Source organism: Pseudomonas sp. AB39(2026), from assembly GCF_059831485.1.
Map to the genome: position 1 here is coordinate 139,514 of NZ_CP195212.1, position 21,981 is coordinate 161,494.

Here is a 21,981-nt window from a genome sequence, read left to right on the forward strand (position 1 = left end):
CAATGTGCAGGCGTCAAAGCTATGGCGTGCCATCATATTCAAAAAGGGCTCGCCCCTATATAAAACCCGCCGCTCCTGCTTAGCTCCGAACGGTGCTAGGTCTTATCCGCTAACGGCGCGCGCTAACGGTTAGGCCCGCCGCATCACTGGTAACGCCTGTCATGATCGATCTCTCCACATGGAACCTCAGCGTCCCGGTTGGCTCGCCTGCAAAAATCATCGAAACCCCAACCTTGGTGAAGGGTTACAAGGACAAGTACTTTCGCAAGGACGGCAGCCGCCTGTACTTCTGGGCGCCCGTTACAGGGTCCACCACTGAAAGCGCTAAGTACCCACGCAGTGAATTGCGCGAAACCTATGCCGACGGCTCACTGCGGAATTGGAAATACACCGAGGCGGACAATTACCTGCGCGCCAAGCTGAAAGTGACCGAGGTGCCCTCCAGTGGCCGGGTAGTGATCGGGCAGATTCACCAGTACAACAGCAATGACCCTTTGCTAAAGGTCGAGTACCAGTTCATGGACAAGGAGCGGCAAGGCAACATTGTCGCAAAGCTGCGCAAGACGCCTGGCCAGGATGATCCCACCGTCATCACCGTTGCTCAGAACGTGCCGTTGAATAAACCTTTTTCTTACGTGATCACCCTCATGAAAAGCGGAAAGCTGGCGATAAAGGCAGCTGACTACGGTTGGAATACCGAGCTGAGCTCAAGCTGGAAACAGAAGCCGCTGTACTTCAAGGCGGGGGTGTATACCCAGGATCACACCGGCTATACCAGTGAAGGCGGGCGGGTGGTGTTTGAAAACCTCTCGGTTTCCCACAAGCACAAGAGCTGAGGGGGGACTGAAAGGCTGGTGAAAGGTTCACGAAAGTTTTGAGATTTAACCTTGCCGCATGTTGGCGCAATGCCAGCTGTGATGCCTCTGTCGATCAGGTGGCCATGGGTTGAGACCCCCATGGCCTCATTAATGTGGAAGTAGATATGTTGAAAAAAGCAAGCGGTGCGCTACTTGCCCTGGCTGTATCGGTCGCCAGCGGCTCTGCCCTGGCTGCCGAAACGAAACGGGTTGATGTGTTGCTCATCGGCGGCGGCATCATGAGTTCTACGCTGGGTGTCTGGCTCAACGAGCTGGAACCAAGCTGGTCCATGGAGATGATCGAGCGCCTTGACGGCGTGGCCGAGGAAAGCTCCAACGGCTGGAACAATGCGGGCACGGGTCACTCGGCTTTGGCCGAACTGAACTACACCCCGGAAAACAAGGACGGCAAGGTTGAGATCCCTAAAGCGGTCGAGATCAACGAAGCCTTCCAGGTCACTCGGCAGTTCCTGTCGTGGCAGGTGCGCAACGATGTGCTGAAAAACCCGCACTCGTTCATCAACTCCACGCCGCACATGAGCTTTGTGTGGGGCGACGAAAACAGGGCCTTCCTCAAGAAGCGCTATGAAGCCCTCAAGGCCAGCCCCCTGTTTGCAGGCATGCAGTATTCCGAAGACCCTGAGCAGATCAAGAAATGGGTGCCGCTGATGATGGAAGGCCGGGACCCGGCCCAGAAAATCGCTGCCACTTGGTCACCGCTGGGCACTGACGTGAACTGGGGCGAAGTCACTCGCCAGTACGTCAGCCACTTGCAGACACAGCCTGGTTTCGATTTGAAGCTGTCCACCGAAGTGGAAGACATCAAGCGTAACGAAGACGGCAGCTGGCACGTTGAGTACAAGCACTTGAAAGACGGCACCACATCGGCTACTGATGCCCGTTTGGTATTCATTGGCGCAGGCGGCGGGGCGCTGCACTTGCTGCAGAAGTCCGGCATTCCTGAAGCCAAGGACTATGCCGGCTTCCCGGTGGGTGGTTCGTTCCTGGTCACCGATAACCCCACCATTGCCGAGCAGCACCTGGCCAAGGCCTATGGCAAGGCGTCGGTAGGTTCGCCACCCATGTCCGTGCCGCATCTGGACACCCGCATGCTGGACGGCAAGCGCGTGATCCTGTTTGGGCCATTCGCGACCTTCTCCACCAAGTTCCTGAAGAACGGCTCGTACTTCGATTTGCTGACCAGCACCACGCCACACAACATCTGGCCCATGACCAAGGTCGGCATTGCCGAATACCCCTTGGTGGAATACCTGGCTGGCCAGCTGATGCTGTCTGACGAAGACCGCATGAATGCACTGCGCGAGTACTTCCCCAACGCCAAGAAAGAAGACTGGCGCCTGTGGCAGGCCGGTCAGCGCGTACAGATCATCAAGCGTGACGCCGACAAAGGCGGTGTGTTGAAGCTGGGGACCGAAGTGGTCACCTCTGCAGACGGCACCATGTCCGGCCTGCTGGGTGCTTCACCAGGTGCCTCGACTGCAGCCCCAATCATGCTGAACGTGCTGGAAAAGGTGTTCAAGGACAAAGTGGCCACCCCGGCCTGGCAGGAGAAGATCCGCCAGATCGTGCCTAGCTACGGCACTCACCTGAACGACAACCCTCAGCGCGTTGCCGAGGAGTGGGCCTACACAGCCAAGACCTTGCAACTGGACACCCCACCCCCAGTGGGCCCGGCTGTGACCCCTGCTGCGGCCACGCCTGCCAGCCCGGCTGCGCCTGCCGCACCGGCCCATGACATGGCGCTTTGATCTTGCAGTAGCTCGCAGTAGCTTGCAGTAGCCCGCAATAAACTTGCCCGCTACCCCTTCGGGGTGTGGCGGGCAACCAGCGATTCCCCAATCCCGTAGAACTGACCACCCGCCACGTAGTGAATACTGCGCAGCTGCGGGTCCGCGTCCTCGAATTTCCAGTGCCCGTTCTCGAATACCCGGCGGTCTGCCCAGGCCCCTGTCACTTGGGCGATAAACAGGTCGTAGGTGTGCTGGATGTGCGGCTCGGGTATCACTTCGCAGGTTAGCCAGGCACAGCAACCTTCTACAAAGGGCTGGTCATGCCCATCGAACGCCAACAGGGACACACCACACTGGGCCAGCTTGTTCGGGTCATCGGCCAGCGAACGGTTGCCCACCTCATAGGTGAGTTGCACCTGCGCCGCCGTTGGCACCTGAATCACGAACGTGCCAGCGCGCTCGATCAGCGCGCGGGTGCGCGTGCTTTTGTCCAAGACCACGCTCAGCCGAGGGGGTGAAAAGTCCAGTGCGCATGCCCAGGCGGCAGCCATCACGTCCTGCTCCTCTCCATAGCGCGCCGACACCAGTACGGTGGGGCCATGATTGAGTAGCCGGTAGGCTTTCTCCAGGTCTACTGGGTGGATGTTGTCATTCATGCGCGAAGGTCCGGTCTAATTTTACGTGACCTTCAGACCCTTGGGGCACTGATTCTATCCAGTGTCGTTACGCCCTATACCACCTTGTGCTTAATGTTTTAGAACTGGGGCAGCTTCATTGCCTCTATATCTTTCACACCCGTTCTGCAAATGCACCGATCAGGAGGTTTTCATGGATAACTATCACATCACTAAAGTGAACGACCATTGGGAGCTTAAGAAGCAGGGCGCTACTCGGGCCTCCCACACTGCACCTACTAAAGATGAAATAGTGGAAAAAACCCATACCTTCCTGGAGGGAAAAACCGCTTCGGTAAAGATTCATAAACTTGATGGCACGCTTCAAGAAGAGCGCACATATCCGCGCAGTGCTGACCCAAGCCGTAGTAAGGGTTAATGCGCCAACGTTAATTGCCATCTGTCCGGGTTCTGTGAGGTAGATGCAGTCACCCGTATAGAGAATGGTCTAGCAAATGGCTATAGGGATAGGAATGCGCTGATTACCCAGTGCGTTCAACACTTGGAGAACACGAACATGGCATCGGTACATGACAATTTGCTCGACTGGTTGAGGGACGCACACGCCATGGAGCAGCAAGCTGAAAAAATGCTGACAGCCCAAGCCGAGCGGCTAGAGCATTACCCTGATCTTAAGCAACGCATTCAGCAACACATTGAAGAAACCCGGTGGCAGCAGAGCGTAGTAGACGACGCTATCCATCGCCTGGGTGGCAGCCCGTCGACCTTGAAGGACATGGGCGGGAAACTGATGGCCTGTGGGCAAGCCATGGCGGGTATGACCATGCCTGATGAAGTGATCAAAGGCTCCATGAGCGGGTATGTGTTCGAGAACCTTGAGATTGCCACGTACACCGTGATTATTGCCGCCGCAAAGGCTGCCGGCGATACCCAGACGGCAGAGGCGTGTGAGCAGATCCTGGCCCAGGAAAAAGCCATGGCTCAGTGGATACTGGAGCACTTGGCGCCTACCACACAGCAGTTCCTGGGGCGTTCGGCTCATCCGGACCTTGAGGCCAAACGCTAAATAGCCATCCATCTTACATGGCCGCGCGCACGGCCTTGCATTGGGCGCAGCTGCACCGCTTGGCACTCCGACGTTTGAAGTAGAAGCTGCTGGCTACAGCAGCTTCTAGCGCCTGGTCAGCCTCCGAAACTGCATCAGGCTCATTAGGGCGTACGAGCTGAGCCATTACGCTGTCGCTTAACAGGTTCATCAGGCTTTTGTGCGCCTCGGTGTATGAACCTACATGGTTGCTGTGTTCCATTGCGCGCCCTCCGGCAGTAGCGTTGAGACCTGTGGCCGCCTGACAGGCGGCTTTTTGCACTGGGCTCGTTAACGCTATCGGCACAAGGCCCATCCGGCTTGAGTGTGTTCTGCAACCATTGAGCTATTGTCTTCCTGCTTGTGGTTCTGACGCTCCTTGGCCTGTGCTTGCGGCGTCACGTATGCTGGTGCAGTATCCTTGCTGACAGGCCCCTATGCCGTACCCCATCGAGAAAAAACTGGTAATTGGCGTTGCTTCCAGCGCTTTGTTCGACTTGTCCGAGTCCAACGAGGTCTACCTGAACGAGGGGGTAGAGGCCTATCGGCTGCACCAGCAACGCAACGCTGATCAGCCCTTCGACAGAGGGGTGGCGTTTCCCTTCATTCGCCGCTTCCTGAGCCTCAATACAGGTTTTTCAGCGGAGCCCCCGGTGGAAGTGGTGCTGCTCTCCCGGAACTCGCCAGAAACGGGTGTGCGCGTGTTCAGGTCCATCCGGCATTATGGGCTGGACATCAGCCGCGCGGCATTCATGACTGGCCGCTCTCCTCATGAATACATACCGGCATTCAACGCCTCATTGTTTCTCAGCGCCAATGAGGGCGACGTGCAGCGGGCCATCGATGCAGACTACCCGGCGGGCGTGGTATTGCCTTCCCGGGTGTACGACGACGAGATCGATACCGAGTTGAGGGTAGCGTTCGACTTCGACGGTGTGATCGCAGACGATGAAGCTGAAACGGTCTTCAAGCGCAACCTGGACCTTGCCGAATTTCAGACTTATGAAAGCGAGCACCAGGCCATTGCTCACCAGCCTGGGCCGCTGGCCGACCTGTTTCGCAAGCTGGCCTTTCTGCAACAGCTTGAAGCACAGCGGCTGAGCGAAGACCCTACCTATAGCAAGATCCTGCGGATCGCCATCGTAACGGCTCGCAACGCGCCCTCCCATGAACGGGTGGTCACAACACTCAAGGCGTGGGGGGTATCGCCCGACGAGGCGTTTTTCCTGGGCGGCATGGAAAAGAGCAGGGTGCTGTCGGTGCTCAAGCCACATATGTTCTTCGATGACCAGCGCAGCCACCTGGCCTCAGCTGCAGGAAATATCCCCATGGTGCATGTGCCGTTTGGCATTGCCAATCGGCCTGTAAACCCTACCCCGTGAGGCGAGGGCCTAACCGCAATGCTTTGCCTGAGGGTCGGGCTTGGGTTGGTCGGAAGGGGTATACAGGAAGGCCCGCAGCCAGTCGCGCACCTGGGTAATGGACGCCGGCGAACGCTCCACACCAAACAGGCTGCGCGCAGTGGCCTGGTCCAGTTCGAAATAGGCAGCTACCGCCTCCCAGCCTTTCACCAGCCGGGCATGGGTACGGGCAGTGCCTGGGAGCCGAGTGCAGGGTTCCAGGCCATCCAGGTAAAGCCCTTCGAAGCGCTCATCCAGGCAGGCAAAGCCAATGGCACAGGCGGCGTGGCCTAGCGGATCGTCCATTGGCGTCACCCACACGTCTGGCAAAAACGAGGGTCGCCTGTGTCCGGACCCGGCGTAGCCTTTGCGGCTCACTTGCCAACGGCCCGCCGCAAGTTCTTCAAGCATCTGGAGCATGAACTCCAATCGTTTCCTGTGCACCTCGAACCCCTTCGGCACCCTGGCGCCAAGACCCATTGACCCGTTTCGGACTCAATAGTGGCATTCTGGTTCCGCTTGGGGCCAGCGCAATAGGGCCTTTAGGGGCTGCATAGGTAGCCCGACATGCGATTTTGTGACGGCTATCACAGCGAAGCGGGCCCTGTGGCCTGTGCCTGTTTGCGTATGTATTAATACACGCGACACGCGCAGGCAGCATTTACCCTGCTCGGCCACCCAAGGTAGCATCGGCGCTGATCTATACCTGTATGCCCCCTCATAATAATCAGACCGCACACCCGCTATGGCCTGTGGTCCATAGCCGCGTGCCCGACCTTGCATCGGGTTGTCCCGTTTTACCGTTCTGCGCCAGTGCCTGCTGGCCGAGCCCCTGATTCAGAGTGAGTAGCATGAGTTCACAAGCACCATCGAGCCCCGAAAGCTGGCTGGGCGTCATCGCCCTGGCGTTGGGCGCCTTTATTTTCAATACCACCGAGTTCGTTCCGGTGGGGCTGTTGTCTTCCATTGGGGACAGTTTCGCCATGACCACGGCTCAGGTAGGGCTGATGCTGACCGTGTATGCCTGGATCGTGACCCTGATTTCACTGCCCATCATGCTGCTGACCCGCAACATGGAACGCCGAAAGCTGCTGGTGATCATTTTTGGCTTGTTTGTGGGGTGCCACCTGTTGTCCGCGTTCGCCAACAGTTTTGCCATGCTGCTGGCCTGCCGCATCGGCATTGCCTTCGCCCATTCAGTGTTCTGGTCCATCACCGCCTCGCTGGCGGTGCGGGTAGCCCCACCCGGCCGACAAGTGCAGGCCCTGGGGCTGCTGGCCACTGGCACATCGCTGGCCATGGTGCTGGGTATTCCGCTGGGCCGGGTACTGGGCGAAGCGTTCGGTTGGCGGACCACCTTCGGGGTGATTGGGCTGGCGGCCTGCGCCACCCTGGTGGTGCTGGTGCGTGCCTTGCCGTCGCTGCCAAGCCAGAATTCAGGCTCCTTGCGCAGCCTGCCCATTCTGTTCAAGCGGCCAGCCTTGATGCTGCAGTATGTGTTGACTGCCTTAGTGGTGACCGCACACTTCACGGCCTATACCTACATCGAGCCCTTCGTGGCCACGGTGGCCAAGCTTCGGGGCGAAACCACCACGGGCCTGCTGCTGGTGTTCGGCGGCGCAGGTATCCTGGGTTCCTTCGTGTTCAGCCGCTACAACAATCGCTACCCACGTAGCCTGCTGTTGACCGCAATCGCAGGCCTGACCCTGTGTCTGCTGCTGATGACCCCGGTAGCCAACGTGCTGCCTGCCTTGACGCTGCAAAGTGCGTTGTGGGGGATCTTCATCATGTGCTTTGGCCTGGTGTTGCAAGCCCGTGTGCTGAACCTGGCACCCGATGCCACGGACGTGGCCATGGCACTGCATTCAGGCATTTACAACATTGGCATTGGTGGCGGTGCCTTGCTGGGGAGCGTGGTTACCAGCCAGTTGGGTGTGGGCCATGTGGGGCTGGTGGGCGGCCTGCTGGCCCTGGGTGGCCTGGTGCTGTGCGCGTGGTCCACGCGGCGTTATGGCGTGCCTGAGCCTCAGGCAGGCGCGGCGCCTGTGGCCATGCACTGAACAGGAGAATACCTGGGCCACTGGCGCCTTAACGCAGCCTCGCTACGCTGTAACGCTACCTCTTCGTCAAGGAGCGTTCCATGCAACTACACGGCAAAACTGCACTCGTCACCGGCTCCACCAGCGGTATTGGCTTGGGTATCGCCACCGTGCTGGCCCAGGCAGGCGCCAACCTGGTGCTTAACGGGCTCGGCGACCCGGCGCCTGCCCTCCGAGCCGTGCAGGCCCACGGCGTGCAGGCTATCCACCACCCGGCGGATGTGGGCCAGCCAGGCGAAATTGCAGCCATGGTGGCCTTGGCCGAAGCCACCTTTGGTGCGGTGGACATTCTGGTCAACAACGCCGGCATTCAGCATGTGGCCAGCGTGGAGCATTTTCCGGTGGAGCGTTGGGACGCCATCATCGCCATCAACCTGTCGTCGGTCTTCCATGGCACGCGCCTCTGCCTACCAGGGATGAAGGCGCGTGGGTGGGGGCGCATCGTCAATATCGCCTCCGCTCATGGCCTGGTGGGGTCGGTGGGAAAGGCGGCCTATGTGGCGGCCAAGCATGGGGTGGTGGGGCTTACCAAGGTGGTTGCCCTGGAAACAGCCGAGCTGAACATTACCTGCAATGCCCTTTGCCCCGGCTTTGTGCTCACGCCGCTGGTGCAGCAGCAGATCGACACTCGGATCGCACAGGGCCTTTCCCCTGAAGCGGCCAAACAGGCCTTGCTGGCGGACAAGCAGCCTTCGCTGGAGTTCGTCACGCCTGAACAGTTGGGCGAGCTGGTAGGGTTCCTGTGTAGTGACGCGGCACGCCAGGTAAGGGGCGCGGCCTGGAGCATGGATGGCGGCTGGACCGCTGGCTAACCCTGGCACTTCAGGTGTTGAGACCGGCAAGTGGCCGGCGCATATGCTTATGCATTAAAGATATTTAAATCTTGATGCTTATGCTTTTATGCTGGCGCCGCCCTGTCATCCTGGGCTTTGAAACCTTACTGGAGAGCCCCATGGTTTCGTTACGTATTCTCACGCTGCTCGGTGCATTGGCGGGTAGCTTGGTGGCAGGCGGTGCCCAGGCTGAAGGTAAGATCAGCATTGCCCAGCAATTCGGGATTGGCTACCTGATATTGGATGTCGTCCGCGATCAACACCTGATCGAGAAGCATGGCAAGGCCCTGGGCCTGGACATCAATGTGGACTGGAGCAGCATTTCCGGGGCTACGGCCATGAACGAGGCACTGCTAGCCGGTGCGCTAGACGTTGTGTCAGCCGGCGTGCCCCCTATGCTCACGGTCTGGGACCGCACCCGTGGCAAGCAGAACGTGAAAGCCATCGCTTCCCTTGGGTCCATGCCCAACTACCTGTTGAGCAACCGGGCAGAGGTGAAAACCCTTGAGGATTTCACTGACCAGGATCGCATCGCCGTGCCTGCGGCTGGCGTAGGGTTCCAGTCCCGCACCTTACAGATCGAAGCCGCCAAGCGGTTCGGCAAAGACAATTTCAAACGCTTCGATACATGGTCGATAAGCCTGCCACACCCCGACGCCACCTCGGCCCTGATTTCCGGGGGCCTTGAGGTGACTGCCCACTTCTCCAGCCCACCGTTCCAGTACCAGGAACTGGAAAACCCTAAGGTGCACAAGGTCATCAGTTCCTATGACATCCTGGGCGGGCCGGCGACGTTCAACGTGCTGTACACCACCGAAAAATTCCACGACGAAAACCCGAAAACCTACAAGGCGTTCTACGAGGCGCTGGTGGAAGCCGCGCAGATCATCAAGGCCCACAAGGCCGCAGCCGCGCAGACCTACGTGCGTGTGGAACAGTCCAAGCTGCCGCTGCCGTTTGTGGAAAAAATCATCCAAGACCCTGAAATCGACTTCACCGTGGTCCCGCAGCGTACGTTTATCTATGCCGAAAAACTGCAGGAGCTGGGCGTGCTCAAGAACAAGGCTGGCAGCTGGAAGGACTATTTCTTCCAAGAGGCTCACGGTGATGCAGGCAGTTGACGTTAGGCGGGCTTGCCGGGTGAATGGCTTGCCCAAGCCACTGCGCCCAGAATAAGTGCGCCGCCTGCGGCCATGGCCAGGGTAGGGCGGTTGCCGAACAGCAGCCAGGCGCCGGCAATGGCATACACCGGCTCCAAGGCGATTACCACGGCAGCCGTATTGGCGCTGACATGCTGGAGTGAACCGATAAACAAGGTGTAGGCCAGCCCTGTACACAGTACCCCCAGCCCTGCCAGCAACAGCCAGCCCATAGGCGTGACGCCTGCCCACTGGCCACCTACGAACGGCAGCGTGACCAGTACAATCCCGAGCATTTGCCATAGGCTTAGGGTGAAGCCGTGGGCCTGAATGTTTAGGCGTTTATTGGCAATAGCGATACCGGCGTACACCGCACCGCTGAGTACGCCCCAGGCCAGGCCTGTCAGGCTGGCGGGGCAAGCATCGGCTCCTGGGCCTACCAACGCGAGCCCCAAGGTGGCCAAGGCGATAATGGCCCAGGCTTTGGGGCCCATGGGGTACCCGAATACCAGCCGTTCCGTCACCGCCGTAAACATAGGGAAGGTAGCAAAACCCAAGGTAGCCACTGCCACGCCGCCGGCCTGGATGGCCATGAAGAACAGCACCCAATGCCCTGCCAATGCGCAGCCCAGCAACATGAGCGTCGCTTTGCTGGCCGCGCCCAGCGGCGGGAACGCTGAGTGCTCAGGTAAGCGCCTGGCCCAAAGGCAAAGGGGCACAAGCACCGCCAAAGCGAACAAGCCTCGGCCACAGACGATCACCACCGGTGGCACCTCGAGTGCCTGGCCGAATAAGGCGGACAGCCCGTACAGCAGGGCGGCTACGTGCAGGTGAAGGTAAGCCTGGGAGGGGATCATCGGGTGCTTGGAGGAGCCGCCCGCTGAGCGCGGGCGGCAAGTGCAAGATGGTCAGATCAGGCCTTCTTCCTTCAAGGCCTGTTGTACGGAAGGGCGCTCACTCAGGCGCTTGTGGTAGGCCACCAATATTGGCCAGGGGCTCAAGTCGAACTTCGCTTTGCCGGACCAGTTCAAGACCGTGAACAGGTAAGCATCGGCTACTGTGAACGTGTCGCCAAGCACGAAGGCCTTGCCGTCCAGTTGAGTGGTGACGTAGTCCAGGCGTTTGCCCAGCAGGGCCGCGACGGTTTCACGCCATTCGGGGGTTTGCTTGGGGTTGAAGAACGACCCCATGTTCTTGTGCAGTTCGGTGGAAATGAACCCCAGCCATTCCTGCAGCTTGTAGTGATCCTGGCTTCCGGCGGCAGGCGAAAGCCCGCTTTGAGGGGCATGGTCGGCCAGGTATTGCAGCACGACCTGGGCTTCGGTGATGACCGTACCGTCATCCAGGGCGATAGCCGGTACGTAGCCTTTTGGGTTCACCTCAAGGAAGTTCTCACCGGTGTCTGTTTGTTTGGTGTTGCGGTCGACCTTGGCCAAGGTGACTGCCGTACCGGTTTCGCGCAGTACGATATGAGGGGCCAGTGAACAAGCGCCAGGCAGGTAATACAGTTTCATGGCAGATCCTTGTGGTAGGCGGTGCCGCAAAATGGGCAGCGGCCAGCGTGTCAGCAGCCGTGCGGCATTGGAATGAACCCAGGGTACGGGTGGCGACTCAGAGCAACACACCCTCTTGTTCGAGCCCAGGGCCTTATGAACATAGCGATCGATGAAGCGCATATCAATACCGCCGACCTAAGGGGCGCCACTGAGCTGTGGCTGGTGCCGCCTGAAGCCGACCCCCAGGCCAGTACTCACCCGGACGGGCAATGCCTATGGCGAGGCGGGCCGGTAGCCAGCCATGACATGCTCAGTGAAGGTACTCATGAGCAGAACGTTCGGCGTGTCTGGCTGCGAGTGGCCAACCCCAAAGAACACACCACTGGAGAGCGTATGCGCCCGCTGGTGGAACAGCGCTTGCTGGAGCAAGGGCTGGAAGGTGAGTTCTATCCTGCCGACCTGATGGAATGACAGCGCGTACTACGGCGCCATAAGGCGCCTCACCTCGCCCTGCTGCTTCAATTGGTTGAACCCGTCAACGGCCTTCTGTACCACCTCGTCAGGCGTAGCCAGGCTGAAGGCTATGTAGGCGTGGGCAGTAATCTGCTCCAGGTTCATGACCGGTTCCAGGGTATAGAACGGGATGTGCAATTGCTCGCAGAAACGTTGTGCGTCCCGCGGTGACAAGGGAACCAGGTCCACCTGGCCAGCCAGCAGCTTTCGCAGGTTGTCCAGCGCTGACGCCGACACCACCAAGCGGGTAAACCCTGCGTTGCGCAGGTACTGGTCGCGTACATCGTCCCGAACCACCCCCACCGTGTAAGCCTTGGCTTGGTCCAGGTCTTGGAGTTCCACGCCCTCGTGGCCCTGCAGCCGGTACAGCACCGTTTTTATTTCTTCGAACTCTCCCACCCATTTGAACAGGCGTTCGCGTTCTGTAGTTCGGATGATGGGGTAGATCAGCACGTTGGGCTCCGCCCGCGCGATGTCATAGGCCCGCGCCCACGGGTAAAGCGCCAGGTGGTAATCGTTCAGGCCTGCCTGCTCAAGGGTGGCTTTGACCACCTCGCTGGCCGGCCCAGCGACCTTGCCTTCCTCCAGGTAGCTGTACGAAGACGCCTCGGTGACGGCTTCAATAGGGGCTGCAAGGGCAGGGAATGTAGCCTGGTTCAGCAACACCAGGCCGAGCAGGCCCATGCGCAGAGACTGCCAGCGTGTTACTCGCATACGCGATCCCTCCCTGTGTTTTTGGCCCGGTACAAGGCTTCGTCCGCACGCCGTAGCAGGTGGTCGAAGGTGGTCATTGCGCCGGCATCGAGTTCGGCCACGCCAATGCTCAGGGTCAGCCACGGTGACAGCGGGGACGCACCATGGGGCAGTCGCCTGTCGGCCAAGCCCTGGCGCAACCGTTGCGCCGCCTGGAGCGCATGGGGGGTATCGGTGTCCGGCAGCAGTACCGCAAACTCTTCGCCGCCCAGGCGGGCAATCACTTCACCGCTGCGGGTGAATAACGCCTTCATGAGGGCCGCCACTTCTTGCAGGCAAGCGTCGCCGCCCACGTGACCGTGGGTGTCGTTGTAGGCCTTGAAGTAATCCACGTCGCACATCAGTACGGTCAAGGGGTGGCGGGTACGTAGCGCTCGGTTGAATTCGACGTCCTTGAGTTCGTCGAAATAACGGCGGTTGGCCAGCCCGGTCAAAGGGTCCAGGCGCGACAAATTCTGCAGCTGGGTATTGGCACTCATCAGCTCGGCCGTACGTTGTGCCACCTCCAGCGCCAAGTGATCACGGCTGGCGGCCAATGCCCGCTCGGCCTCATGCTGCAGCGCCAGGTACTGGGCCATGTTGTCCTGTAGTGCATTGATGCGTACGGCCAGCAGGTCCAGTTCGTCATTACGGTGCCCCAGCCTGTCCAGCCGCAGGCGAGTGCCAAGGCTGGCCGGGGTGAGCCGCTCCAGGTGGCGGGCAATGTGGCGCACGTGCACCGTCACCAGGCTGTTGAACATCAGCAGGGTGATGCCGGCCAGGGCCAGGGACTGAAGCACCTGAGTGAGGGCGATGGCCCATACCTCTTTCCACAGGCGTTCGCGCAACAGCGTAGGGTCACCCTCAATCGTAAGTGTGCCGACTGGCTGAACCGCCCCTGGGTAGGGCGAAACGGTCAACGCGCGGGTGAGTGCAGGTGCCGGGCCTGCACCCAGGAAGCCGTCACGCTGATGGACCAGTACTTCTTCGGCACGTTCGGTGCGAGGGATACGCAACGTCACGCGGCCTACCGGCCCAGCCTGTGAGACGCTCTGCAACTGAGCCTCCAGGCTCTCGCGATCCATTTCCCAGATCGCCTTGGACAGCGAGCCCTGGAACACCTGGTCGATCAGGGCGAGCTCGGCATTCATGGCGTGCTCGCCACTGCGCCACGCGAACCAGGTACGCACGCCCACCGTGATACAGGTAAAGGCCAGGCAGAACACCAGCGTTGCCACAACCAGCCGGTGCGCCAGCGGGCGCTCGGTCGTCATGCCTGGGTGGGTGGGATCGTCATAGGAATGGGTGTTCAAAGCGCCGTCCATTTACGCACGATGGCTTCGTAGCGACCGTGTTCATGCACGCGCGACAACGCTTTACGGAAAGCGTCGACCGTTTCTAGGGGGGTATTGCGGCTGAAGGCGGCGCTCAAGCCTCCACCCTCCAGCTCGGGCACCACCTGCAGCGGGGCTACCTCGCTGGCACCTGACAGGCAGGCCAGAAGCGCGGCGGCAGCATAGGCAGCGCGTAAAAGGCACGTGGGCCAGGCTGGGGGCATGCTCGCGCTCCGTGGGCTGGGTGGTGAAGGTGTGAAGGTCGTGCCCAGGCTATCGGCATGAACGGGCGCAACTTGACCGCTGGCCACACCGGCATCAACAGGCAGCCAGCATGGATGCTAGACTCTCGGCCCCTGCTCTTCAGAGGCCTGTCATGACCCAACCTGTTCGCTTGACTCAATACAGCCATGGTGCTGGCTGCGGCTGCAAGATATCGCCCCAGGTGCTGGAGGTGATCCTGGCAGGCAGCGGCGCCCAGGACCTGGACCCGGCCCTGTGGGTAGGCAATGCGTCGCGCGACGATGCGGCGGTGTATGGCATTGACGAGGAACGCGGGGTGGTCTCCACCACCGACTTCTTCATGCCTATCGTGGATGATCCCTTCGACTTCGGTCGCATCGCTGCCACCAATGCCATCAGCGATATCTATGCCATGGGCGGCACGCCCTTGATGGCCATTGCGATCCTCGGCTGGCCTGTGAACGTGCTGGCCCCGGAAATTGCCCGTGAGGTGATCCGTGGCGGCCGCGCGGTGTGCGAGGCAGCAGGGATCACGCTTGCCGGTGGCCACTCCATCGATGCGCCGGAGCCGATCTTTGGCCTTGCCGTCACAGGGCTGGTGGAAAAGGCCCACCTCAAGCGTAACGACACCGCCACAGTGGGCTGCCAGCTGTACCTGACCAAACCGCTGGGCATCGGCATTTTGACCACAGCAGAGAAGAAAGGCCTGCTGCGCGACGAGGACGTGGGTGTGGCCCGGGATTGGATGTGCACCCTCAACCGTGCCGGTAGCCGCTTCGCGCGGCTGGCGGGCGTACGCGCCATGACGGACGTAACCGGCTTTGGGCTGATCGGGCACCTGCTGGAAATGGCCAATGGCGCGGGCCTCACCGCCCGCCTGAACGCACAGGCCGTGCCGCGCCTGCCAGGGGTTGAACATTACCTGGCCCAGGGCTGCGCGCCGGGTGGCACCCTGCGCAATTTCGACAGCTATGGGGCAAGCGTCAGCCCCCTGGACGAAGCCACTCGCCTGTTGCTGTGCGACCCTCAAACCAGCGGTGGTTTGCTGGTGGCTGTGGCGCCGAGCGAGGCACCTGCTTTCCTGGCTACTGCCAGCGAGTTGGGCATGGCCCTGCAACCGATTGGGGAAATGGTTGCCCGGGGCACCCATGCAGTCGAGGTTGTGTGATGGTAGACAACACCACGGACTTTAAGCGCCTGTTCCTGGAAAGCGTCCCCCTGATGGATGTTCGCGCCCCGGTCGAATTCCACAAGGGTGCGTTCCCTGGAGTGGTCAACCTGCCTTTGATGAACGACCGCGAGCGCGAGCGGGTGGGCACTGCCTACAAGCAGCATGGGCAGCAGGCGGCTATCGAACTGGGCCACACTCTGGTAGCTGGCGCCGTGAAGGAAGCCCGTATTGCCGCCTGGGCACAGTTCGCTGAGGCGCACCCCGAGGGTTACCTGTACTGCTTCCGCGGTGGCCTACGGTCGCAGATCACCCAGCAATGGATCAAGGCCGCCACCGGCATCGACTACCCTCGGGTAGTGGGCGGCTATAAGGCGCTGCGCACCTTTCTGATCGAGCAGACCGAGCACAGTGTCGCCACCTGCGATTTCGTGTGCCTTGGGGGCATGACCGGTATCGGTAAAACCGAAGTGCTGGCCGAGCTGGACCATGCTGTGGACCTGGAAGCCCTGGCCAATCACCGGGGCTCGGGGTTCGGCAAGCGTGCCACGGCTCAACCTGCGCCCATCGCTTTCGAAAACGCGCTGGGCGTAGACCTGCTCAAGCGCCGTGCCCAAGGCCAGGCGGCCTTTGTGGTGGAAGATGAAAGCCGAATGATCGGCAGCTGCGCCTTGCCGCTCTCGCTGTACCGGCGCATGCAGGTAAGCCCAATGGTGTGGCTGGAGGACGGCCTGGAATCGCGGGTATCGCGCATCCTCCAGGACTACGTCGTGAACCTGTGCGCCGAGTTCGTAGCACTGCACGGTCAGGAGGCAGGCTTCACCGCTTTTGCCGAGCGCCTGCAGCAGAGCCTGGCGGGCATCGCCAAGCGCTTGGGCGGGGAACGGTATCAGCGCTTCGCCGCCATTCTGCAGGCCGCCTTGGCCGAGCAGGGCGCCCGTGGCGAGGTGAGCGGGCACCGTGGCTGGATCGAAGGGTTGTTGCTGGAGTATTACGACCCCATGTACGCCTTCCAGCGAGACGCCAAAGCCGAGCGGATCGAGTTCGCAGGCGAGCGCGCAGCCGTGCTTGAGTACCTGAAGGCGCGCGTGGGCGGTTGATGCCAAGCTAGGGCGCCGCCAGCTTCAGGCCTCTGCAGCCGGCAGCGCCCCTGGGCGTTACAAGATCGCCACCCCCACCAGCCCCCACACCACACCAAACGCCATCACCAGCCCGCCGACCACCCACAGCACCTTAGCCTCGAAGGATTTGCGCAGCATCAGCAAGGACGGCAGGCTTACGCTGGGTAGGGTCATGAGCAGCGCCACTGCCGGTGCCGTGCTTAGGCCCAGAGCCATCAGGGTTTGAACGATGGGGATTTCTGCAGCCGTAGGAATCACGAACAGAGTGCCCACGATGGCCATGGGCACCAGCCAGCCCAGGCCCTCGCCAAAGCCGCCTTCCACGTGAGGGAACAGCCATACGCGCGCGGCGCCTAGCAGCAACACCGCTACCACATACACCGGGATGGTGCTCCAGAACAGCTGCCACAGGCTCACCGCCCAGCGCTGCAACAGGTGGCCCTGGGGCGGCACTGAGGCCGCTTCTACGGCATTCATGGCCTGTTCCGGCAGCTGCTCAGGCCGAGAAAGGCGCTGGGCAATCAGCGACACACCCAGCACCAGGGCGATACCGCCCACCAGGCGCAAGGCCGCAAACCCCCAGCCCAGCACAAAGCCCATGAACACCAGCGTGGCAGGGTTGAGCACCGGGTTGGCGATCCAGAACGCCAGTGCCGCGCCCACAGAGACCTGTTGCTTGCGCAGCCCCGCTGCCACTGGTGCGGCACAGCAGCTGCACATCATGCCAGGCAGTGCGAACAGCCCGCCGCGCACAGTGGCACCCAAGCCTGCCTTGCCGAACAGGCGCAACAGCCAGTCCCGGGGAATAAGCACCTGCAGCAACGAACCCAGCACAATCGCCAGTACGGCGGCTTTCCAGATCGCCAGGAAATAGACCTGTGCATAGGCCAGTGCTGCGGCCACAGGGGAGGTCAGTTGGTCATTGATGATCGAACCACCAATGCTGTGCTTTTCCGCTGCCACGAAGGACTTGAGGTAATAGGGCGACCACTTCACGTAGTACAGCCCTACCATCGCTACCAACAGGAAAAGCGCCGGTTTCCACCAGAAGGACCAGCCACGGGGCTGAGAGGGCGAGGCCTGGAGATGCATGGGAAGTATCCGAGAAAAAGAACCGGCGCATGATACGGGCAAGGATGCTGCAAAGGACAGCGCCCTATAGCCAGCCGGGGGTTACGCCCGTCGGCCCGGCAGCATGCCCCTGAGTACGCCATCCCGGTCAATCACGTGGTGCTTGAGCGCGATCAGCCCGTGCCCGGTCACCAGCACGCCGCAGGCCCAAGCCACGTAGGTATGAAAGCCCTTTACATAAGGGGCGAGGCTGCTGTGCTCGCCGGTCAGTGGCGGAAGCGGGAAAAGCCCCAGCACCAGAATCGGGCGGCCCACCACCGAACTCCATAGCCAGCCGGACAGCGGCAATGCCATCAAGGCCACAGCGTAGAGCACCAGGTGCCCGTGGTGAGCGGCTTTGCGCATCAACGGGGTCATGTTGCCGGGGAGGGCAGGCGCAGGGTGGGTGAGGCGCCAGGCCACCCGCAAAACAATCAGGAACAGCAGAGTACTGGCGATTGCCTTGTGCCAGAACGTGACTTGGTGGTCTTCATTCACCGCATGCCAGTGCACGGCGCAGAACCCCAGCACCCAGGCACTGATCCAGAGGGCTGCCATCAGCCAGTGCAGCCATTTGGCGGTTTCGGTGTAGTGGGCTGAGTCAGAGGGCATGGGGGCCTCGCTATGGCGGGTGTGCGGTTGTATCTATTCAACAGTGCCTATTGCATGGGGCCATTCATAGCTTCAGCTGCGCATACGCACCCACTGGTCTGCGACTTCGCCAATTGTCGATGCTCCACCCTCCTTGATCCAGGCGATGAGCTCACGATTGAAACAGAAGGCCTCCCCACACTCTGCAATTAGAAAGCGGCGTACGTTCTGCGTATTTCGATAATTCTTGTCGATAGGGGTCGAGCGGGTAATCGATCCTGAGTGCCAGTCAAACGCCATTGCCAGTTCCTTGTGACGGTGTACACCCGAGCATAGAGCATCGCGCTATAAGGCGAGGCACCTTCATTTTTGAGGTCGGATTGCAAAGGAAGCGGACTGGGCCCGCATTCGGGTTTACTGGTTGTAAATTAGCATTCCGACTGGGCTGGCAATTCAGCTGGCTTTTGACACAGCATGGCCGAACGCAGCCAGTTTCGTACAAAGCGTAGACATGTACGAAGCCGCCCAATGCTTGCAATGCTCCCCGTCTCTCAAGGTAAACGATGGCCGCTCCACCCATCAAGCACAGTGCGAAGCACTCTGCACCACAGTATCAGGCCTATCCTCCACGGCCTCATACGGCAACCCCACGTAATTCTCGGCAATGGTGCGTCGCCCGGCTTCGGAGCTTGTGAAATAGTCCAGTTCCGTGGCGCTGATACGCTCGCTGAACGCGTCGGCGCCTGGAAAGCGGTGCAACATCGTGGTCATCCACCAGGAAAAGCGTTCCGCTTTCCATACGCGGCGCAGGCAGATCGCCGAATACTGCGCCAGCAGGTCGGTACGGCCTTCCTGGTACACCTTTACGAGGATATCGAACAACGTGCTCACATCACTGGCGGCCAGGTTCAGCCCTTTGGCCCCGGTGGGTGGCACGATGTGCGCCGCATCGCCTACCAGGAACAGCCGACCATATTGCATGGGCTCCACCACAAAGCTGCGCAGCGGCGCGATGCTTTTCTCGATGGAGGGGCCAGTGACCAACTGCTGGGCAAGCGTTGACGGCAGGCGGGCCTTGAGTTCATTCCAGAAGCGCTCGTCACTCCAGTCTTCTACTTTTTCGTCCGCGTTCACTTGCACGTAATAGCGCGTGCGAGTAGGGGAGCGCAGGCTGCATAAGGCAAAGCCGCGAGGGTGAGCGGCGTAGACCAGCTCATTATTGACAGGCGGCGTATCGGCCAGAACGCCCAGCCAGCCGAAGGGGTATTCCCGCTCGAAGGTCTTGAGGGCGTCAGCGGGAATGGACTGCCGTGCGACGCCATGAAAGCCGTCGCACCCGGCAATGTAGTCACAGGTCAGGTGATGCACCTGGCCATCCTGCTCATAGGCCACCCAGGGGCGCTCGCCCTTGGGGTCATGGATCTGCACATTGCGGGCCTGGTAAACGGTCATGCCTCCAGCAGCCTCGCGTGCGGCCATCAGGTCGCGGGTGACTTCCGTCTGCCCGTAGATCATCACGGTTTTACCCCCGGTGAGGCCCTTGAGGTCGATGTGCACCTGGCGCCCATCGAACGCCAGCTCAAAGCCCTCATGGACCAGGCCTTCGGCGTCCATGCGGTGGTGTACGCCTGCCTTGCGCAGCAGGTCCACCATGCCTTGTTCGAGCACGCCGGCACGGATACGACCAAGGACATAGTCGGGGGCTTGGCGCTCCAGGATGACGTTGGGGATGCCGGCGCGCTGGAGCAACTGGCCAAGCAACAGGCCAGACGGGCCTGCGCCGATGATTGCGACTGAGGTGTGCATGGGGATGTCCTGTTGTCATTATTATGTAGGCTTTGTACGAAAAGTGGCTGCGCTCGCCCATGCTGTGTCAAAAGCCAGCTCGGAATGCTCATTTACAACCAGTAAACTCCGCTTCCTCGCTGGCTTTTTCCTTGCCTGGCCTTCGCTCGCCGACTTTTCGTACAAACCCTCGGCAAGACTTGTATTTTTTGTGGGCGCCGTTGCAGCGCACAGGCCAAATCGGCTAAATAACCGGTACTTTTGCGTAATGCGTTCGATAATCGAACTGTCGAGGTCACCTGTGCGCAACCCTTCGCCTGAACCCGTTCCCACCTTCAAGCTCTATGGCGCGGGGCTGGACTGGCCTGTCGCTGACCTGTTGCACTGCGAAACCATTTCGGCCCGCAGCCAGCTGTTCCAGTGGGAGATTCGCCCCCACCGTCACGCTGACTTGTATCAACTGCTCTACGTACACCGTGGCCGTGCCGAGATCGAAGTGGAGGGGCACCGTGAAACCGTGCGTGAGGCCACCTTGCAGTTCCTGCCGCCCTTGGCCGTACATGGCTTTCGTTTCAGCGAAAACGTGGAAGGTTATGTGGTAACGCTGGCAGCGCCGTGGATCGAACAGCTGCGTACCCAGGCCGGCATGGGGCAGGATCTATTTCAGCAGCCTGTGCGGCTGCCTGCTGGGGCTGAGCGTGGTTACCTCCATAGCCTGTTCAAGGCCTTGCAGCAGGAATACCAAGGGCCGCAACCGGGGCGCGAGCTGATGCTCCATGCGCTGGCCAACGTGGCACTGGTGTGGCTGGGGCGGCGCATTCAGCAGCATCGGGCCGAAGGCCAACGGCCTGATCGCGGGCGTGACGTACTGGGGCGTTTCCAGCAACAGGTGGAGGCCCATTTCCGGGAACAGCCCAGTGTGGAAACCCTGGCCCATCGCGTGGGAGTATCGGTGCCTCAGCTCAACAGCCTGTGCCGGCGCCTGGCGCGGCAATCACCGCTGCAGGTCATCCACCAACGGTTACTGCTGGAAGCCAAGCGCGACCTGACCTATACCAGCATGACCATCAACCAGATTGCCGACACGCTGGGGTTTGCAGACCCGGCCTACTTTGCCCGGTTCTTCCGGCGGCTCACTGGGCTTTCACCCCGGGTGTTTCGGGATAACCTGGCCCGCAGCAGCACACCCTGAGCCTGCCCGCTCCAGTATCCACTGCACAAAGCATTTCACCTTGGGCACCTGCGCCGCGTGCTCCGAATACGCGATGAAGTGTGAACCGACGCTGGGCATGGCCGCGGGTACAGGCGCCACCAACTTGCCGCTGGCCAGTTCGTCCTCCACCAGGTAACGGGGAATCAAGGCCATGCCGCAGCCGGCCACGGCGGCGTGAATGCACATGTAGAACGTGTCGAAACGTGGCCCGTGGTAGCTATTAGGGGAGTGCAGCTGTTGGGCCAGAAACCATTCGTGCCAGGCTTCAGGGCGTGACGTGCATTGCAGCAGCACCACGCCGGTCAGGTCCGCCGGTTGCGTCATGGGGTGCTCAGCCAACCATTCGGGCGCGCACACTGGCACCACTTCTTCGTCGAACAGCGCCAGGCAGGTCGCACCCGGCCAGGTCCCCTGGCCAAAGAAGAACGCGATGTCGGCCCGTGACTGGGACAGGTCGAAAGGCTCCAGGGCGTTGCTGATTTCCAGGTGAATCTGTGGGTACTGCTTGCCGAACCCTTTGAGGGCGGGAATCAGCCAGCGCGCCCCGAACGTAGGTTGGGTAGCGACCCTGAGCACCTCGGTTTCGGCGCCATAGGACAGGATGTACCGGCTGGACATGTCGATCTGGGTCAGGATCTTGTTCACCTCGGCCAGGTACAGGGCACCGGCCGGGGTGAGCTGCAAGCGCCGGCGTACACGCTGGAACAGGGGGTGGCGCAGCAGGTCCTCCAACTGCGCCACCTGTTTGCTGACGGCACTTTGGGTGAGGTGCAGTTCCTGGGCCGCGCGGGTGAAACTCAGGTGCCGGGCTGCCGCTTCAAAGCATTGCAGGGCGGTCATCGAGGGCATCAGGCGGCGTGACATCAGGGCATCCTTC

At 60.8% G+C, this 21,981-nt stretch carries 25 protein-coding genes; 12 read left to right on the forward strand and 13 right to left on the reverse strand.

Annotated elements, in window-relative coordinates:
- The first annotated feature begins 161 nt into the window (after positions 1-161).
- Both ACSAMW_RS00530 and mqo read left to right on the forward strand, forming a co-directional pair.
- Positions 162-836 carry a polysaccharide lyase family 7 protein gene (locus tag ACSAMW_RS00530; protein WP_500592177.1) on the forward strand — a complete coding sequence of 225 codons (675 nt, stop codon included), beginning with the start codon at positions 162-164 and terminating at the stop codon, positions 834-836.
- Between the two features lie 146 nt (positions 837-982).
- Positions 983-2,626, forward strand: coding sequence for a malate dehydrogenase (quinone) (gene mqo / locus ACSAMW_RS00535; protein ID WP_500592178.1), 1,644 nt, complete (start codon positions 983-985; stop codon positions 2,624-2,626).
- A 50-nt stretch (positions 2,627-2,676) separates the two neighbouring features.
- Here the strand turns inward: mqo and ACSAMW_RS00540 are convergent, their stop codons facing one another.
- Positions 2,677-3,264 (reverse strand): flavin reductase family protein, encoded by a 588-nt coding sequence (locus ACSAMW_RS00540; protein WP_500592179.1) that lies wholly within the window; start codon positions 3,262-3,264, stop codon positions 2,677-2,679.
- 172 nt (positions 3,265-3,436) lie between these two features.
- Here ACSAMW_RS00540 and ACSAMW_RS00545 point away from each other — a divergent pair, with 172 nt between their 5' ends.
- Both ACSAMW_RS00545 and ACSAMW_RS00550 read left to right on the forward strand, forming a co-directional pair.
- A complete protein-coding gene (locus ACSAMW_RS00545; protein WP_168080456.1) occupies positions 3,437-3,661 on the forward strand; it encodes a DUF2188 domain-containing protein in 225 nt (74 codons plus the stop codon).
- A 138-nt stretch (positions 3,662-3,799) separates the two neighbouring features.
- On the forward strand, positions 3,800-4,309 hold the full coding sequence (locus ACSAMW_RS00550) for a ferritin-like domain-containing protein (protein WP_500592180.1): 510 nt from the start codon (positions 3,800-3,802) through the stop codon (positions 4,307-4,309).
- A 13-nt stretch (positions 4,310-4,322) separates the two neighbouring features.
- Here ACSAMW_RS00550 and ACSAMW_RS00555 read toward each other — a convergent pair whose 3' ends face one another.
- The gene (locus ACSAMW_RS00555; protein WP_500592181.1) at positions 4,323-4,550 is read right to left on the reverse strand and encodes a hypothetical protein; all 228 of its coding nucleotides are present in this window, start codon (positions 4,548-4,550) and stop codon (positions 4,323-4,325) included.
- A gap of 214 nt (positions 4,551-4,764) precedes the next feature.
- On the opposite strand from ACSAMW_RS00555, the gene ACSAMW_RS00560 reads away from it, so the two are divergent.
- Complete coding sequence (locus tag ACSAMW_RS00560) at positions 4,765-5,709, forward strand: 5'-nucleotidase (protein WP_500592182.1); 945 nt, start codon at positions 4,765-4,767, stop codon at positions 5,707-5,709.
- A gap of 9 nt (positions 5,710-5,718) precedes the next feature.
- On the opposite strand, the gene ACSAMW_RS00565 is transcribed toward ACSAMW_RS00560, so the two are convergent.
- Positions 5,719-6,147, reverse strand: coding sequence for a hypothetical protein (locus ACSAMW_RS00565; protein ID WP_500592183.1), 429 nt, complete (start codon positions 6,145-6,147; stop codon positions 5,719-5,721).
- A gap of 431 nt (positions 6,148-6,578) precedes the next feature.
- On the opposite strand from ACSAMW_RS00565, the gene ACSAMW_RS00570 reads away from it, so the two are divergent.
- The 3 genes from ACSAMW_RS00570 to ACSAMW_RS00580 all read left to right on the forward strand — a co-directional run bounded on the left by ACSAMW_RS00570 (position 6,579) and on the right by ACSAMW_RS00580 (position 9,780).
- A complete protein-coding gene (locus tag ACSAMW_RS00570; RefSeq protein WP_500592184.1) occupies positions 6,579-7,787 on the forward strand; it encodes a sugar transporter in 1,209 nt (402 codons plus the stop codon).
- An 80-nt stretch (positions 7,788-7,867) separates the two neighbouring features.
- Positions 7,868-8,638 (forward strand): 3-hydroxybutyrate dehydrogenase, encoded by a 771-nt coding sequence (locus tag ACSAMW_RS00575; protein ID WP_500592185.1) that lies wholly within the window; start codon positions 7,868-7,870, stop codon positions 8,636-8,638.
- Between the two features lie 140 nt (positions 8,639-8,778).
- Positions 8,779-9,780, forward strand: coding sequence for an ABC transporter substrate-binding protein (locus tag ACSAMW_RS00580; protein ID WP_500592186.1), 1,002 nt, complete (start codon positions 8,779-8,781; stop codon positions 9,778-9,780).
- Between the two features lie 2 nt (positions 9,781-9,782).
- Here ACSAMW_RS00580 and ACSAMW_RS00585 read toward each other — a convergent pair whose 3' ends face one another.
- Positions 9,783-10,655, reverse strand: a complete 873-nt coding sequence (locus ACSAMW_RS00585) for a DMT family transporter (RefSeq protein WP_500592187.1) — start codon at positions 10,653-10,655, stop codon at positions 9,783-9,785.
- 51 nt (positions 10,656-10,706) lie between these two features.
- Positions 10,707-11,312, reverse strand: coding sequence for a glutathione transferase GstA (gstA, locus tag ACSAMW_RS00590; protein WP_500592188.1), 606 nt, complete (start codon positions 11,310-11,312; stop codon positions 10,707-10,709).
- Between the two features lie 135 nt (positions 11,313-11,447).
- On the opposite strand from gstA, the gene ACSAMW_RS00595 reads away from it, so the two are divergent.
- Positions 11,448-11,765 carry a hypothetical protein gene (locus tag ACSAMW_RS00595; protein ID WP_500592189.1) on the forward strand — a complete coding sequence of 106 codons (318 nt, stop codon included), beginning with the start codon at positions 11,448-11,450 and terminating at the stop codon, positions 11,763-11,765.
- A gap of 9 nt (positions 11,766-11,774) precedes the next feature.
- Here the strand turns inward: ACSAMW_RS00595 and ACSAMW_RS00600 are convergent, their stop codons facing one another.
- Genes ACSAMW_RS00600 through ACSAMW_RS00610 form a run of 3 tightly spaced genes read right to left on the reverse strand, consistent with a single transcriptional unit; the run spans position 11,775 to position 14,097 of the window.
- A complete protein-coding gene (locus ACSAMW_RS00600) occupies positions 11,775-12,521 on the reverse strand; it encodes a substrate-binding periplasmic protein (protein WP_500592190.1) in 747 nt (248 codons plus the stop codon).
- Positions 12,512-13,852 carry a GGDEF domain-containing protein gene (locus tag ACSAMW_RS00605; RefSeq protein ID WP_500592191.1) on the reverse strand — a complete coding sequence of 447 codons (1,341 nt, stop codon included), beginning with the start codon at positions 13,850-13,852 and terminating at the stop codon, positions 12,512-12,514. Before ACSAMW_RS00605 ends, ACSAMW_RS00600 begins: the two co-directional genes overlap by 10 nt.
- Positions 13,849-14,097, reverse strand: coding sequence for a hypothetical protein (locus ACSAMW_RS00610; protein WP_500592192.1), 249 nt, complete (start codon positions 14,095-14,097; stop codon positions 13,849-13,851). Before ACSAMW_RS00610 ends, ACSAMW_RS00605 begins: the two co-directional genes overlap by 4 nt.
- Before the next feature lie 152 nt (positions 14,098-14,249).
- On the opposite strand from ACSAMW_RS00610, the gene selD reads away from it, so the two are divergent.
- Positions 14,250-15,284 carry a selenide, water dikinase SelD gene (gene selD / locus ACSAMW_RS00615; RefSeq protein ID WP_500592193.1) on the forward strand — a complete coding sequence of 345 codons (1,035 nt, stop codon included), beginning with the start codon at positions 14,250-14,252 and terminating at the stop codon, positions 15,282-15,284.
- Positions 15,284-16,384 carry a tRNA 2-selenouridine(34) synthase MnmH gene (gene mnmH / locus ACSAMW_RS00620; protein WP_500592194.1) on the forward strand — a complete coding sequence of 367 codons (1,101 nt, stop codon included), beginning with the start codon at positions 15,284-15,286 and terminating at the stop codon, positions 16,382-16,384. Before selD ends, mnmH begins: the two co-directional genes overlap by 1 nt.
- Positions 16,385-16,441: 57 nt before the next feature.
- Here the strand turns inward: mnmH and ACSAMW_RS00625 are convergent, their stop codons facing one another.
- The 4 genes from ACSAMW_RS00625 to pobA all read right to left on the reverse strand — a co-directional run bounded on the left by ACSAMW_RS00625 (position 16,442) and on the right by pobA (position 19,912).
- Positions 16,442-17,497, reverse strand: a complete 1,056-nt coding sequence (locus ACSAMW_RS00625) for a permease (protein WP_500592195.1) — start codon at positions 17,495-17,497, stop codon at positions 16,442-16,444.
- An 81-nt stretch (positions 17,498-17,578) separates the two neighbouring features.
- The gene (locus ACSAMW_RS00630) at positions 17,579-18,127 is read right to left on the reverse strand and encodes a cytochrome b (protein WP_500592196.1); all 549 of its coding nucleotides are present in this window, start codon (positions 18,125-18,127) and stop codon (positions 17,579-17,581) included.
- A 72-nt stretch (positions 18,128-18,199) separates the two neighbouring features.
- On the reverse strand, positions 18,200-18,406 hold the full coding sequence (locus ACSAMW_RS00635) for a DUF6434 domain-containing protein (RefSeq protein ID WP_500592197.1): 207 nt from the start codon (positions 18,404-18,406) through the stop codon (positions 18,200-18,202).
- 279 nt (positions 18,407-18,685) lie between these two features.
- Positions 18,686-19,912, reverse strand: coding sequence for a 4-hydroxybenzoate 3-monooxygenase (pobA, locus tag ACSAMW_RS00640; protein WP_500592198.1), 1,227 nt, complete (start codon positions 19,910-19,912; stop codon positions 18,686-18,688).
- A gap of 247 nt (positions 19,913-20,159) precedes the next feature.
- On the opposite strand from pobA, the gene ACSAMW_RS00645 reads away from it, so the two are divergent.
- Positions 20,160-21,083 (forward strand): helix-turn-helix domain-containing protein, encoded by a 924-nt coding sequence (locus ACSAMW_RS00645; protein WP_500592199.1) that lies wholly within the window; start codon positions 20,160-20,162, stop codon positions 21,081-21,083.
- Here the strand turns inward: ACSAMW_RS00645 and gcvA are convergent.
- Complete coding sequence (gcvA, locus tag ACSAMW_RS00650; RefSeq protein ID WP_500592200.1) at positions 21,036-21,968, reverse strand: transcriptional regulator GcvA; 933 nt, start codon at positions 21,966-21,968, stop codon at positions 21,036-21,038. The genes ACSAMW_RS00645 and gcvA overlap by 48 nt on opposite strands.
- Between the last annotated feature and the right edge of the window lie 13 nt (positions 21,969-21,981).